This window comes from Arthrobacter sp. NPDC058130 (assembly GCF_042884475.1).
Taxonomy (GTDB): Bacteria; Actinomycetota; Actinomycetes; order Actinomycetales; family Micrococcaceae; genus Arthrobacter.
The window spans coordinates 628,989-642,814 of the sequence record NZ_JBHVTV010000001.1 but is presented as its reverse complement, the minus strand read 5'-3'; the positions used below and the strand labels follow the sequence as shown (position 1 = coordinate 642,814).

Genomic DNA, 13,826 nt, shown 5'->3' with positions numbered 1-13,826 from the left:
AGGCCGGGCTATGCAGGCTCGGCTATGCAGGCCCGGCTATGCAGGCTCGGTCGCGCGGCCTGTCTCGCGGCCGACCTCGCGGCGGCTGATCTCCATGCCGATTTCGTCATAGGTGGCCAAGAGTTCCGAGCGGGCCATGTCAGCGGGGTCATCCAGCAGCCCGAACACGGAGTCGCTCGCGGCGAGGAGTTCGTCGTCGGAGAACCGGTTCAGCTGCCGGGAGCCGGAGGGATCGACCGATGCCAGGAACTCCCCGGACATGTCCAGTGTGGGCAGTGCGGCGGAATCATCGCCGTGCGAGGTCAACTCCAGGGAGACGCCGCTGGGGGCGGGCATGCCGGCGATTTCCTGGCCTGGACTCGCGCCGTCGACAGCGTTGAGGTCGTTGCGCAAACCCGCCAGCGCCGCCGATTCCACGACGGCGGCCCGGCCCAGGTCGACGCGGATGTGCGAGTTGATCCCCATGCGGCGAACGCGCTGAATGATATGCATCAGGGAGGGGCGGGAGGCTTGCGTGAGGCTCCCCCGGACAACAATCCGGACGACGTCGGAAACGACATCGAGCTTGACGTGGGCTTGCAGCGACTGGTCCATAGGTACTCCAAAGAAGGTGTCTATGGCCGACGGCTCAACCGCACTCAGCGTATCCTCGCTGGTGGTCGCGCACAAGTCATAGGCGACTTCCGGTTCAGGCTGGCTGTCGCCGGCCCGGCTCTTCGAAGTGCGTCCGGGTTGCCGTTCCGCCGACAGACTGCACCAGGGATTTGGCGATATCGCGCAGCTTGACGTTGCCGTTGCTGGACGCGTCGGTGAGGATCCGGACCGCCGTTTCCTGGTCGCAGCGGTTCTGCGCCATGACGATCCCGATTGCCATGTCGATGACGGTCCGGGATTCGAGTGTGGCCCGCAGGTTGGTGGCGCTGTCCGTGTGCAGCGAAAACCGGACGGCCAGTCGCAGCGCCTGGGAGATTTCGCGGGTGTAGCCGCGGGCCCGGGCCGCGACGTCGCCGTCGAATTTGCGCGGCACATCGGAGTAGAGGTTCAATGCCGCCTGGGCGTCGCCCTGCAGGTGGAAGGGCACGGACAACACCGAGCGCAGACCGTGCGAGGCGACGGCGGCGGCGTAGTCGGGGCCCCAGCGGTCCTCCTCGAAGAGGTCCGGGACGTAGACTTCCCGCTCCTCCTTGGCCGCGGTCAGGCACGGGCCCTGGGACAGCGAATACTGGATCTCGTCCACTTCGCGGGCGGAGTCGCTGCTCCACCCGATCGTGGCGGCCTTACGGTCCCGCAGCAGCGTAATTCCGCACAGCGCGTCGTCGCCGGTGCCCGCCACCTGGTGCGCGGAAAAACGGGCGAGTTCGTTCAGGAACTCCTCGAAGTCCGCGCTGTCCAGGATCAGGTTCTGGACCTGGTCGATCGTGCCCACCGACACGTCGGCGTCCTGGCCTTCGGCACCCAGATTCGCACCGCTGTTCAGGGACTTTTCGGACGGGAGCATGGCGCGTGATCTCCAGATAAAGGAACGGACGGGTATCCGACAAATGATAAGTCACGGCCTACCCGCCGTCCACCGTTCGGGCCAGAGTCGGACCGCCTAGCTCCGAACCGCCTAGTTAAGGCCCAGTTCGTCCTTGCCGAAGGCGAAGAGGTACGGAACACCTGCTTCGGCTTCGATCTTTTCCTTGGCGCCCGTATCACGGTCCACGATCACGGCGACGGCCACCACGTTGCCTCCGGCCTTGCGGACACCTTCGACGGCGGTCAGCGCGGAACCGCCGGTGGTTGAGGTGTCTTCCAGGACCAGGACCTTGCGGCCCTCCACCGAGGGGCCTTCCACCTGGCGGCCCATGCCGTAGGACTTCTGCGCCTTGCGGACCACGAACGCGTCCACCGGACGGCCGGCGTCGACGGCGGCGTGCATGACGGCGGTGCCCACGGGGTCTGCCCCCATGGTGAGCCCGCCGGCGCACTCGAAATCGATTCCGGCGTCCTCCAGCAGCGAGAGCATGACCTGTCCCACCAGCTTGGACGCCTCGTGGTGCAGGGTGATGCGGCGCAGGTCGATGTAGTAGTCGGCTTCCGCGCCGCTGGAGAGGATGACCTTGCCGCGGACGACGGCCAGTTCCTTGATCAGTTCCAGGAGTCGGGCACGGGCAGCGGCAGCGTCGGCTGCGAAGTCAGGGGTGGCAGTCATGGGTCCCAGTTTAGTGGCTGGCCCGCCGCCGCTTCCCAGCCGGCCTCCGTATGACGCGGGGCCGCTTCAGGTGGCTGATCTGCTGCCCCACCGCCCGTGGTGGAGGCGCCGGGAGGCGGCAGCATGCGACGTCCGGCCAGGGAGAGGTTCCGGGGGCGGGACCTGATCCCGTTCGACGCCCGCGGAGGCCGGTGCTTGCGGGCTCTGCGGGGCCCGCCGTGCGAAGGCCGGGGCGTGCTCGGGGCGCGGGCCGAAGGCGATGAACCGGGGAATGATCCTGCGGACGGCCGGAACGCGACGGGCCACGAACAGCGCGGCGGCCGGAAAACTTGACCGCTTCCCGGTCATGATCGGGAAGAAGATGGCCCGCTGCATGACACGCTGAACGGTCTGCACGACGACGGTGGGCAGCCGCCGTCGCCGTTCCACTTTCTCCAGGTCTGCTGTGGTCACGCGGCCGCGGAGCAGTGCGGGGGCAAGGAGTTCGGCGGTGGCCGCCGCGTCCTGGATGGCGAGGTTGATGCCGACGCCGCCGGCAGGGGACATCGCGTGCGCGGCGTCCCCGATGCACAGCATCCCGTTGATGTGCCACGAGTGCAGCCGGTTCAGCCGCACGTCCAGCCAGTGGAGGTCATCGAGGGACTCGATGGCGTCAACGCGGTCCGCAAGGTCGGGGCGGAGCGCCGCGATCCGCCGTCGGAAGCCCTCAACGCCTTCCGCGCGGATCCGCGCGTCGGTGCCCTTGGCGGCGAGGTAGCCCATTTGGTAGTAGTCGGTGCGGAACAGGGCCAGCAGCGCCTCGCCGGGGCCGAACGCCGGCACAAGGCCCGCCACCTCACCCGTTTCGGAGGGATAGCGGGGCAGCCGGAACCACCAGGTGTCAAAGGGCACCGGGAACTCTTTGGGCGCCATCCCGGCCGCGGTGCGAAGGGCGGAATGGCGGCCGTCCGTGGCCACCACCAGATCTGCCGGGAGTTCGTCCAGCGTGCCGTCCGGGGTGCGGAAGCGGACTCCCCGGACACGGCCCCCGTTGCGGACCAGGCCGGTGGCGGTGTGGCTCATGAGCAGCGTGAACCCCGGTTCCTGTGCTGCCGCGGATGCAAGGAAGTTCAGGAAATCCCATTGCGGCATCATGGCGATGTAGTTGTACGGCGGCGGCAGGGCATCAAAGTCGCCCATGGTCACGGGCGGCCCGCCGGGTATGGGGAGCACAACGTTCTTCAGGCGGCTCTGCGGCAGTTGCCGGAATTCCTGGCCGAGGCCGAGTTCATCGATCAGCCGGATGGTGGAGGGGTGGACGGTGTCGCCGCGGAAGTCTCGCAGGAAATCGGCGTGTTTCTCAAGAACTGTCACCTGCACCCCGGCCCGGGCCAGCAGCAGGCCAAGCATCATCCCCGCGGGGCCGCCGCCCACCACCGCGCATCCGGTCTTCTCCATGGCCCCACGCTACGCCTGCGCGGGGTCCCGCGGGAGGGGGTATTCGCGGCGCTTTCTGGTTGGCGCGGCGCAAAATATCCTGCGCTACGGGAATCCACGTAGCGCAGGATATTTTGCGCAGCGGGCGCCAGGAAACGCCTCGTCAGAGCCGGGTGTCGAACGAGTCGCAGAAGACGTTCTCGTTGAACGTGCCCTGGAACTCCGACTTGCCCTGGATCTTCTCGATCGCGGCCCGGATGGCCTCGGGCGTGCCCGCGTGGGCGTGGATGGCAGTCTTCACCATCGGCACGTCGATGAGGTGGTTCGGCTGGTTGAGCGAGACGAACACGGTGGGGACTTCCGTGGCATACCAGGGAATCTCGGCCGCCATGGGCGTGGACCACTTGATCCGGATCGCCGCTTCCTGGGCGAAGCCTTTCACATTGGCGAACACGAACGCGGCGTCGTACTTCTGCGCATACTCCGCGGTGGCTTCCTCGGAGATGACGGACATGAAGTTCACCCCCGTCTCACCGGCGGCCTCGCGCTGCTCGGCCGTCTTGAAGACATGGACTTCGAAGCCGGCTTTTTCGAGCTCGTCCCGGACAACGTCCAGGTAGGCCAGCGGGTCCGCCCGCGTGAAGTCCGACCCGCCGGAGATGCCGTAGAGCCGGATGCGCTTGTGGGTCTGCGGCGTGATGGGCAGGTTGCCGGCGGTGTCCTTGACCAGGGTGACGGTCTTGTCGGCGATCTGCGCGGCAACCTCACGGTGGGCCGGGCTCCCGATCAGCTGCAGTGCCTTGGCCGGCGGGACGAGGGATTCCCGCGCGGCCTTGTGCAGTCCGAGCGAGGCCTTCAGGCCCAGGATCCGGCGCAAGGCGTCAAGCAGACGCGCCTCCGTAATGACCCCGGACTTGTAACCCTCCAGCATGTACCCGAAGTCCTCGGCCGGATTCCGGAAGAACAGGAACATGTCGCAACCGGCCGCAATGGTGGCCGGGACGAGCTCGCTGCGCTTCTTGGCCTGCGTGAGGCCGATCATCTGGGACGCGTCGGTGAGGATCAGCCCGTTGAAGCCGAGCTCGCCGCGGAGCAGGTCCTGGAGCAGTTCCGGCGCCAGGGTTGCGGGCAGGATGTCCTCCGCCGCCATCCCGGGCCGGAAATGCCGGGACAAGTCCGGCGCGCCGATGTGCCCGATCATGATGGACTGCACGCCGTGGCCGATCATCTCCCGGTACACGTGCCCGTAGGTCTTGGTCCATTCCTCGTAGCCGAGCGTGTTGTAGGAGGTGACCACGTGCTGGTCGCGTTCGTCCAGGCCATCGCCCGGGAAATGCTTCATGGCGCACACGGTGGGCGATTCGCTGATGCCGTCGAAGTATTCCTTCGCCCGTTCCACGACGATCTCCGGGGTGTTGCCGAAGGACCGGGTGGAGACCACGGTGTTGCGCCAGTTGTAGTGGATGTCCACGATCGGCGCGAAGGCCCAGTTGCAGCCCAGTGCGGCGGTCTCCACACCGGCAACGCGCCCCATCTGGCGGGCGATGTCCTTGTCCGGGTGCGAGCCCGCCTGCAGGTGGGTGGAGACGAACGTCCCGTCGTCGCAGCTGCCGGCGCCGCCCATTTCGGGGTTCGACGCGATCAGCAGCGGCACCCGGGTCTTGGACTGCGCGTAGCGGATGTGTTCCTGCACCGCGGCCGACGGTCCCGGCCGGTAGCGCATCCCGCCCACGTGATACTGCTCCAGGATCCCGTCGAGGTATTCCGGGGCGTAGTCGTTGTTGTGGTTGATGAACAGCTGCCCGATCTTTTCCTCGAGCGACATTGCGGCGATGGTGGACTCCACCCACGCAACCGCGTCGTCGTCGAGGTTGAACGGCGCGGACTGAAGGTCGACGGCGAACGTCCCGACGGCGGGAACTGTTGCCGGGGCTGGCGCCCCAGCTGTCACGCCGGCCCGGTCCGAGACGCCGGCGAGGGCGGCGGCAACGACGTGTTCCACCGGGCCGGCGATGTCCACGACCGTCCCGGCTTCGTCAGCTTCGAGCGGCTCGAGCGTAGCGAGCTGGGAGTCGAGCAGCGCGGCCGGCATGAAGTGGCCGGAACGGCCTTCGATCCTGCCGCCGAGCACGTCCCTGCTGCCGTGCAGGTGCAGGAAGACGGTCTCGGGCGCCTGGGCTCGGATGGCGTCGCGGTAGCTGCGCTTGAGCGCGGAGCAGGCCAGCACCAGGCCTGCGGCCCCGGCGGCGGCGAGTTCGGCGCCCACGGTGGCGAGCCACGGCCAGCGGTCCACGTCCGTCAGCGGCGTCCCGGCTGCCATCTTGGCGACGTTCTCCACCGGGTGGAGGGAGTCGCCGTCGAGGAAGCGGACGCCGAGTTCACGGGCCACGAGGTCGCCGATGGTGGTCTTGCCGCAGCCGGAGACACCCATCACCACAATCTGGCGGCCGCCAACTGCGGGCTTCTGGTTAGCTGTCATGGCCGGGTCGTTCGTCATGGCCGGGTTACCAGTCATGGACGGTGCCGTCGACGAGGCGGTTGTAGGGCAGGTAGGCCTGCTGGTAGGGGTAGGCCGCGGCGGCTTCTTCGTTGAATTCGACGCCGATGCCGGGCTTGTCGCCCGGGTGCAGGTAGCCGTCCACGAACGTCATGGACTGTTCGAAGACCTCGTTGGTCTTCTCCGAGTGCTGCATGTATTCCTGGATGCCGTAGTTGTGGATCGCCAGGCCCACGTGCAGCTGCGCGGCGAACCCGACCGGGGAGATGTCGGTGGGGCCGTGGAAGCCGGACTTGATCTGGTACTGCGCGGCGAAGTCCATCACCTTCTTCAGCGGGCTGATCCCGCCGAAGTGGGTGGAGGCGGCCCGGACGTAGTCGATCAGCTGTTCCTTGATCAGGGTCTGGTAGTCCCACACGGTGTTGAAGATTTCCCCGATGGCCAGCGGGGTGGTGGTGTGCTGGCGGACCAGCCGCAGGCCCTCCTGGTTTTCGGCCGGGGTGCAGTCCTCGAGCCAGAAGAGGTCGTAGGGTTCCAGCGCCTTGCCGAGCTTGGCGGCCTGGATCGGGGTCATCCGGTGGTGCCCGTCGTGCAGCAGCGGGATTTCCGGGCCGAACTCGTTGCGCACGGCCTCGAACACGGAGGGGAGGTGGCGCAGGTAGGCGCGGGTGTCCCAGTCCTCTTCCTGCGGGAAGGCGCCGCGGCCGGCGGGTTCGTAGTCGTAGCGTTCGCCGGAGGCCTGGGCCTGCGCGGCGACGCCGTAGACGGCCTTGATGCCCGGGACCGCGGTCTGGATGCGGATCGACTTGTAGCCGAGTTCCAGGTGCTCCCGGACGGAGTCGAAGAGGGAGGGCAGGTCCGCGCCGGAGGCGTGACCGTAGGCGCGCAGCCCGTTCCGGGAAGCGCCGCCGAGGAGCTGGTAGACCGGCATCCCGGCGATCTTGCCCTTGATGTCCCACAACGCCATGTCGACGGCGGCGATCGCGGCCATCGTGACCGGGCCGCGGCGCCAGTACGAGGACCGGTACAGGAACTGCCAGGTGTCCTCGATCCGGTGCGGGTCCTTGCCGATCAGCAGCTGCGCGACGTGCTCCTTCAGGTACGCGGCCACGGCGAGTTCGCGCCCGTTCAGGGTCGCGTCGCCGATCCCGGTCACGCCGTCCTCCGTGGTTATCCGCAGGGTCACGAAGTTCCGCGAGGGGCTGGTGACGAACACTTCAGCAGCAATGATTTTCACAACAGGTCCTTTTCTGGTCTATCCGGGTGTCTTAGTTGCGCGGTGTCTTAGTTGCGCGGTGTCTTAGTTGCGGGGCGCCAGCGGCGCGGCGTCGGCGGAAACGGTGCCGGCGGAAACGGTGCCGGCGTTAGCGGAAACGGTGCCGGCGTCGTCGGAATCAGCGGCGGCCACATCGGCGGATCCGGTGCCGTCGCTGCGGCGGGCGCGGATCTCGGTGAGGATCCGGGCGTGCATGGCGTCGGTGAGGGTGTACTTGGCCATCACGAGCACGGCCAGGATGGTCATGACCGCCGGCAGTGCGCCGGCCGCGATCTGGATGCCGAAGACGGCGTCGGCGGTCTGGACGGCGCCGGACTTGTAGCCGCCCAGGGCCAGGGCATAGGCCGCGAGCGCGCCGCCGACTGCCTGCCCGGTCTTTCGGGTGAAGGAGAACAGTGCGTAGGTGATGCCTTCGGTGCGGACGCCGGTCTTCCATTCGCCGTACTCCACCGTGTCGGCCTCCAGGGCCCACACCACGATGTTGACCGCGAGCACGCCCACGAGGCTGATCACCAGGCCGCTGAAGCCGACCCAGGCCTGGCTGGCCGGGGTGAAGAAGATGATAGCACCGCCAACCACCGTGAACAGCGAGGAGAAGATGTAGACCCGCTTCTTGCCGATGTTCCGGACCAGCTTGGGCATGAATCCGGCCAGCACGAACGTCAGGACGAGCTGGGTGATGGACAGCACCGGGTACAGGTCCAGCCGGCCCAGGACATCGCGGAGGTAGTACAGCTGCACGGAGGTGAGGGCCAGGTAGCCGGTCAGGAAGAAGAAGGAGCTCACGCACAGCATGAGCAGCGGCCGGTTGCCCTTGAGCGTCTCCATGCTCTGCTTGAACGTGACGTTGGGGACGGCGCGGTGGACCCGTTCCTTGGCGGTCAGGAAGGTGAAGAGGTACAGGGCCGCACCGATGACGACGAAGGCGATGGTGATGGCGGTGAACGTGGCCTGCAGGTCGGCGCCCGGCTTGACCAACGGGGCCACGAAGATGCCCAGGGCGGAGCCGACCAGCAGCCCGCCGATCATCCGGGCGGAGCCCAGTTTGGCGCGTTCGGCCGGGTCCTGGGTCATGGCGCCGGCCAGCGAGCCGTAGGGGATGTTGACCAGGCTGTAGGCCAGGCCCAGGGCGGCGTACGTGACGTAGGCGTAGAGCAGGGTGCCGGATTCCCCGAGCGCGGGGATGGAGAACGTAGCGACGCTCAACAGCAACAGCGGGATGGAGCCGAACATAATGAACGGGCGGAACTTGCCGAACCGTTTGCTGTAGGTCCGGTCCACGACGCGGCCGGCGAAGACATCGGCAAAGGCATCGAAGATCCGCACCACAAGCAGCAGGGTGCCGGCGGCCGCGGCGGAGATCCCCGCCACGTCCGTGTAGTACACCAGCAGGAACATCGTGGCCGTGGTGAAGGCGAGGTTGTTGGCGGCATCGCCGGCGCCGTAGCCGACGATGCTGAGCTTGGAAAGCTTTTTCATGATTGGGCTCCTTTACCCGGTGCCGGACCTGGGTCCGGCGAAAAAATGTGCGTTTAGGCCTACGCCTCGGGGGTGGTGTTCTTGGTGCCGGCCAGTGCCGTCCACCGTTGGCGCAGGGCATAGGCGGCGGGTTTGGGCCGCCTGTCCCGGGTGAAGACGCCCTTCTTGTTGCCGTCCACGCGCATGATGCCGTTGGACGTCTGGAAGTCCGCGAAGTTCCAGACCTGTTCGCCCACCATGGCGTCCACGCGGTCGAAGACCCGGTGGTACATGGCCAGGAACGCGGCCTGGTATTCCTCGCTCCAGGGCTGTTCATAGATGGAGTGGAAGCCGGGCATGGTGTCCGGGCCGTACTCGGTCATGATCATGGGCTTGCCGTACTTGGCTTCCCACTCGCGCAGTTCCGTCTCGAGCGCCTGCTCGGCCGATTCGAGGTCGCCGTTATTGAGGTACCAGCCGTAGTAGCGGTTGAGCATGATGACGTCGAAGAGGTCCCCGAGCAGTTCCTTGTCCGGGGTGTCGAACAGGACGTTGACGTAGCCGACGGGCCGGGTGGGGTCCAGGCTGCGGGTCAGTTCCACGAGGGGTGCGAAGTATTCGCGGGCGCCCTCTTCCGAACCGTTGGGTTCGTTGGCGATCGACCAGATCACCACGGAGGGGTGGTTCTTGTCGCGGGCGACGAGTTCGGAGATCGCCTGCCGGTGGTTGGCGGCGGTGTTGGCGTCGACTCCCCCGTCCTCATAGGTCTTCTTGGCGATGCCGCCAAAGACGGCGCCGAAGCCCAGGTGCAGCCCGACGGCGGCGGTCTCGTCGATCACCACGATGCCGTGCCGGTCGGCGAACTCCATGACTTCCTCGGCGTAGGGGTAGTGCGAGGTGCGGAAGGAGTTGGCACCCACCCAGTCCAGGAGCTGGAAATCGTTGACCATCTGGGCGTTGTTGTGGCCCTTGCCGATGGCCACGTGGTCCTCGTGCATGCCGAAGCCGGTGAAGTAGAACGGTTCGCCGTTGATGAGGAATTCTTTGCCGCTGATTTCGACGGTGCGGACGCCGACCGGCAGGGTGTAGCTGTCCAGCAGCTGGCCGCCGTCGCGGATTTCCGCGGTGATGCTGTAGAGGTAGGCGGCGCCGGGCTTCCACAGCACGACGTCGGCGATCGTCAGGGTGCCGGTGGCGCCGTCGGCGCGGGCGACCTCGGCGCCGTCGGCGTCCCGGAGCGAAACGGTGACGGTTTCGCTGCCGGTCCCGCCGGCGGTGCCGACCGTGTAGCCGACGCTGCCGGTGGTGCCTTCGAAGCCGGTGACGACGGTGATGTCATCGACCGTTACCGCCGGGGTGCTGAACAGCCAGACGCTGCGGTGCAGGCCGGCGTAGTTGTAGAAATCGTGGAGGTAGCTCTGCTGGCGGCGGCCGTCCCCGGTGACGGTGATCGTACCGGGCGGGATGGTGGCCTGCGTGAGCTCGTTGTTGACGGAGACCGTGAGGCGGAAGACCTGACCGGGCGTGACGTGCTCGGTGATGTCCGCGCTGAACGGCATGTAGCCGCCGGTGTGCTGGGCCACAAGGGTGTCATCGACCCACACCATGCCCTCGTGCGTTGCCGAGTCGAGGCGGATGTGGATGCGCTCCCCGGCCCAGCCGCGCGGGACGCGGACCTCGCGCTGGTACCAGACGTAGCCCACGTGGTCGCGGACGGCCTTGTCGGGGAAGACGTCGTTGTAGCTGGCCGGGACACCCATTTCCAGGGACGAGTCCAGCGGCGCCTTGAACCATTCGTCCCGGTGGCCGGAGCGGTCAAAGTCCACCTTGAAGCGGTACAGGCCGTCGAGATTGACGATCTCGCGGGTTTCACTGGCCTGGGGCTTGAGCATTGTGGGAATTCCTTACGCATCGTTGCGGGGGCGGGCCTTCGGGCTGGGCCGGCGGTGCCGGCCGCTACCGGTGCGGCCCCATTCGTCTGGATGTAATCCTAATCACTTGGCAATCAAATGGCAAGCGGTTGCCATACATTTAGTTGAAAGTTTTTGGAAACGCTGCTGCCCGGCTCCCCGTGACCGGGAGCCGGGCAGTATCGCTTGCACGGAGGGCGCTACAGGGAGACAGCCCGCTCCCCGAACGTTCCGCACAGGCCTTCAATCAGATCCACGACGTCGCCATCTGCGGCTAGGGCGGGATCCACCAGGGCCAGCAGGGCCCGGATCCGCCCGGCGCCGGCGAGGCGGTTGGCTACGGCCACCTGATCGGCCAGGGGGTCTTGGAATGCGTCCGAGGCCGCGCCGTAGTCCATCCAGGCGGCGATCATGAGCGCGGCGGCCGCGCCGGACCTGCCCGCGGCGCGCTCGGCCTGCAGGACGGGAACGGCGCGCATCCGCAGTTTGGTGCTGCCGTCCATCGCGATCTGTGCGAGGTGGTGGGCAATCCTGGCGTTGCTGAAGCGCGACAGCAGGGCGGCGCGGTAGGCCGGGATCTGGAGCTCGGCGGCAATGGCCTCCGTCCTGGACAGGTTCGCTTCCGCCTCGTCCCAGAACTTCTCGACGGCCTGCAGGCACAACGGGTCCGCCAGGGCCTCGGCCACGGTGGTGTGGCCGCGAAGCTGGCCGGCGTACGCCAGCAGGGAGTGCGCGCCGTTCAGGAGCCACAGCTTGCGGTTCTCGTACGGCTCGATCTCGGTCACGAACACGGCACCGGCGTCCTCCCAGCGCGGCCGCCCGGCCGGGAAGTCCCCGCTGAGCACCCAGTTGGAGAAGGGCTCGGCCACCACGGGTGAGTTGTCGCGGTAGCCGCACGCGGCCTGGACGGCGGCCATGTCCGTGGCGGTGGTCCGCGGAGTGATGCGGTCCACCGAGGTGCTGACGAAGCTGACGTTGGCGTCGATCCATCCGGCCAGGCCCGCGTCCCACGCCTCGGCCATGCCCACCACGGCGTTGTGTGCCACGGTGCCGTTGTTGGACAGGTTGTCGCAGCAGACGACGGCGAGCGGTCCGGCGCCGGCCGACCGGCGGGCGGCGAGGGCCAGCACCAGCCGGCCCAGCGGCGTCGTCGGGTTGCCGCTGCCGGACGCCAGCAGCGCCAGGTCCGCGGCGACGTCGGGCGCGGCGCGGTCAAGCTGCCCGTCGGCGCGGAGCCGGTACGCCGCCTCGGTGATGGTCAGGGTGATTACCGCGGTGGCCGGGGCGGCAACCAGCCCTGCAAGCCGCAGCACGTCGGCGCCGTCCACGGCTTCGACGATGCTGCTGACCACGGCGAAGGAGTCGCCGTCGTCGGCGCGGTTCACGACCGTGTACAGCCCGTCCTGTTCGGCCAGTGCCAGCGCGGCGTCGGGGCGGCGGCCGGTGAAGGCCGCGATGCCCCAGTCCGCGGCGTCAGACGCCTGGTGGGTGTACCAGGCCTGGTGCGAGCGGTGGAAGGCGCCCAGGCCCAGGTGGACGATCCGCACGGGCGCCTTGGCGGAGGGCCGCAGGCTGCGGTTCAGCTGGGGAAGGTCCACGGCGGGCTCGACCTCGGATTCGCGTGCGGATGTCAGTTCGGTGCTCACAGCTTGAAGACCCTTCGGGGCGAGCCGTCCACGACGTCGACGATGAGTTCGTGGGCCCGGTCCTCGCTGACGCGGTGTTCCGCGACCAGCCGGGCCAGGAAGGAGGCCTCGATCCGGCGGGAGGCGTCGTGGCGGGCGGGGATGGAGCAGAACGCGCGGGTGTCGTCGATGAAGCCGGACGAGCGGGAGAAGCCGGCGGTCTCGGTCACGGCGGAGCGGAAGCGCAGCATAGCGTCGGGTGCGTCCAGGAACCACCACGGGGCACCGAGGAAGACGGACGGGTAGAAGCCGGCCAGCGGGGCGAGTTCGCGGGAGAACACGGTCTCGTCCATGGTGAAGAGAACCAGGTGGAAGTCCTTGGCGGTGCCGAAGTCCTGCAGCAGGGGGCGGATGGCCTCGGTGTAGTTCACGGCGAACGGGATGTCGTGGCCGGTGTCGGCGCCGAACTTCTCGAACGTTGCCTCATGGTGGTTGCGGAACGAGCCCGGGTGGATGGTCATGACCAGGCCGTCCTCCACGGACATCCGCGCCATCTGGTACATCATGTGGGCCTCGAAGTCTTCGCGGTCCTGCGACGTGGCCTGGCCGGCCCGGGCGCGGTCGAACAGCCTGGCCGCGTCGGCGGCGTCGAGCTTGAGCGTTGCGGGGGTGCGGACGCCGTGGTCGGCCGAGACTGCGCCGTGCTCCACGAAGTACCGACGCCGGTTTTCCAGGGCGGTGATGTAGCCGGCATAGCCGGTGGCGCCGTCGCCCGCTGCCGCGATGAGCCGGTCCACGTTCGCGCTCCACGTGGGGTGCGCGACGTTCAGATAGGCGTCCGGGCGGAACGTGGGCAGGACGCGGCCGTGGAAGGTGGGGTCCTCTGCGATCGCCTGGTGGCTGGCGAGGCTGTCCAGGGGGTCGTCCGTGGTGGCCAGGACCTCGATGTTGAAGTCTTTGAAGAGCTGCCGGGGCCGGAAGCCGGGTTCCAGCAGCTTGGCGGAGATCGCGTCGTAGCTGGCGTCGGCGGTCTCGGCGCTGATCTCCTGCCGGAGGCCGAAAACGCTGTCGAACTGGGTGCGGAGCCAGTAGCCGGAGGCCGTTCCCTCGAACAGCGGCCAGGCCTTGCAGAACTCGCGCCAGACTGTGCGGGAGTCCGCCTCGGCCGTGGCCGAGGCCGTCAGCCGGTCCAGCGGAACGCCGCTGGCATGGATCAGCCGGGTGACGTAGTGGTCCGGGCTGACCAGCAGCGCGGCCGGGTCCGGGAAGGGGGTGTTGTGCTCGATGACGGCGGCGTCAACGTGCCCGTGCGGGGAAATGATGGGGAGGTCCTGGACGCGCTGCAGGAGGTCCCGCGCAATGCTGCGCGTTCCGGGATCCGCGGGCAGGAGCCGGTCTGGGTTGGCGGCAATCGACTGTGACATAGCTCAATGGTCCGGCCCGCTCAAGG

At 67.8% G+C, this 13,826-nt stretch carries 10 protein-coding genes; all 10 read right to left on the bottom strand.

The window, feature by feature from the left end; genetic code table 11:
- Positions 1 to 36: 36 nt before the first annotated feature.
- The 10 genes from ACFVTM_RS03010 to uxaC all read right to left on the bottom strand — a co-directional run bounded on the left by ACFVTM_RS03010 (position 37) and on the right by uxaC (position 13,800).
- Entirely contained in the window at positions 37 to 594 is a 558-nt protein-coding gene (locus tag ACFVTM_RS03010) for a hypothetical protein (RefSeq protein WP_390201879.1), read from the bottom strand.
- Positions 595 to 688: 94 nt separating this feature from the next.
- The gene (locus ACFVTM_RS03005) at positions 689 to 1,498 is read right to left on the bottom strand and encodes a GAF and ANTAR domain-containing protein (protein ID WP_390201878.1); all 810 of its coding nucleotides are present in this window, start codon (positions 1,496 to 1,498) and stop codon (positions 689 to 691) included.
- 111 nt (positions 1,499 to 1,609) lie between these two features.
- Complete coding sequence (gene pyrE, locus ACFVTM_RS03000; RefSeq protein WP_390201877.1) at positions 1,610 to 2,194, bottom strand: orotate phosphoribosyltransferase; 585 nt, start codon at positions 2,192 to 2,194, stop codon at positions 1,610 to 1,612.
- A gap of 66 nt (positions 2,195 to 2,260) precedes the next feature.
- On the bottom strand, positions 2,261 to 3,631 hold the full coding sequence (locus ACFVTM_RS02995) for an FAD-dependent oxidoreductase (RefSeq protein ID WP_390201876.1): 1,371 nt from the start codon (positions 3,629 to 3,631) through the stop codon (positions 2,261 to 2,263).
- 142 nt (positions 3,632 to 3,773) lie between these two features.
- Positions 3,774 to 6,089, bottom strand: coding sequence for a gluconokinase, GntK/IdnK-type (locus tag ACFVTM_RS02990; RefSeq protein WP_390202101.1), 2,316 nt, complete (start codon positions 6,087 to 6,089; stop codon positions 3,774 to 3,776).
- Positions 6,090 to 6,114: 25 nt separating this feature from the next.
- Complete coding sequence (gene manD / locus ACFVTM_RS02985; protein ID WP_390201875.1) at positions 6,115 to 7,344, bottom strand: D-mannonate dehydratase ManD; 1,230 nt, start codon at positions 7,342 to 7,344, stop codon at positions 6,115 to 6,117.
- Positions 7,345 to 7,407: 63 nt separating this feature from the next.
- Positions 7,408 to 8,862, bottom strand: coding sequence for a glucuronide transporter (gene uidB, locus ACFVTM_RS02980; protein ID WP_390201874.1), 1,455 nt, complete (start codon positions 8,860 to 8,862; stop codon positions 7,408 to 7,410).
- 59 nt (positions 8,863 to 8,921) lie between these two features.
- Positions 8,922 to 10,733, bottom strand: coding sequence for a beta-glucuronidase (gene uidA, locus ACFVTM_RS02975; RefSeq protein WP_390201873.1), 1,812 nt, complete (start codon positions 10,731 to 10,733; stop codon positions 8,922 to 8,924).
- 218 nt (positions 10,734 to 10,951) lie between these two features.
- Positions 10,952 to 12,397 (bottom strand): mannitol dehydrogenase family protein, encoded by a 1,446-nt coding sequence (locus ACFVTM_RS02970; protein WP_390201872.1) that lies wholly within the window; start codon positions 12,395 to 12,397, stop codon positions 10,952 to 10,954.
- Positions 12,394 to 13,800 (bottom strand): glucuronate isomerase, encoded by a 1,407-nt coding sequence (uxaC, locus tag ACFVTM_RS02965; RefSeq protein WP_390201871.1) that lies wholly within the window; start codon positions 13,798 to 13,800, stop codon positions 12,394 to 12,396. Before uxaC ends, ACFVTM_RS02970 begins: the two co-directional genes overlap by 4 nt.
- Between the last annotated feature and the right edge of the window lie 26 nt (positions 13,801 to 13,826).

Excerpts from the sequence above, each read along its gene's own strand:
- ACFVTM_RS03005 (WP_390201878.1), bottom strand. The coding sequence starts at position 1,498 with ATGCTCCCGTCCGAAAAGTCCCTGAACAGCGGTGCGAATCTGGGTGCC.
- uidB (WP_390201874.1), bottom strand. The coding sequence starts at position 8,862 with ATGAAAAAGCTTTCCAAGCTCAGCATCGTCGGCTACGGCGCCGGCGAT.
- ACFVTM_RS02995 (WP_390201876.1), bottom strand. The coding sequence starts at position 3,631 with ATGGAGAAGACCGGATGCGCGGTGGTGGGCGGCGGCCCCGCGGGGATG.
- uxaC (WP_390201871.1), bottom strand. The coding sequence starts at position 13,800 with ATGTCACAGTCGATTGCCGCCAACCCAGACCGGCTCCTGCCCGCGGAT.
- ACFVTM_RS02990 (WP_390202101.1), bottom strand. The coding sequence starts at position 6,089 with ATGACAGCTAACCAGAAGCCCGCAGTTGGCGGCCGCCAGATTGTGGTG.
- ACFVTM_RS03010 (WP_390201879.1), bottom strand. The coding sequence starts at position 594 with ATGGACCAGTCGCTGCAAGCCCACGTCAAGCTCGATGTCGTTTCCGAC.
- uidA (WP_390201873.1), bottom strand. The coding sequence starts at position 10,733 with ATGCTCAAGCCCCAGGCCAGTGAAACCCGCGAGATCGTCAATCTCGAC.
- pyrE (WP_390201877.1), bottom strand. The coding sequence starts at position 2,194 with ATGACTGCCACCCCTGACTTCGCAGCCGACGCTGCCGCTGCCCGTGCC.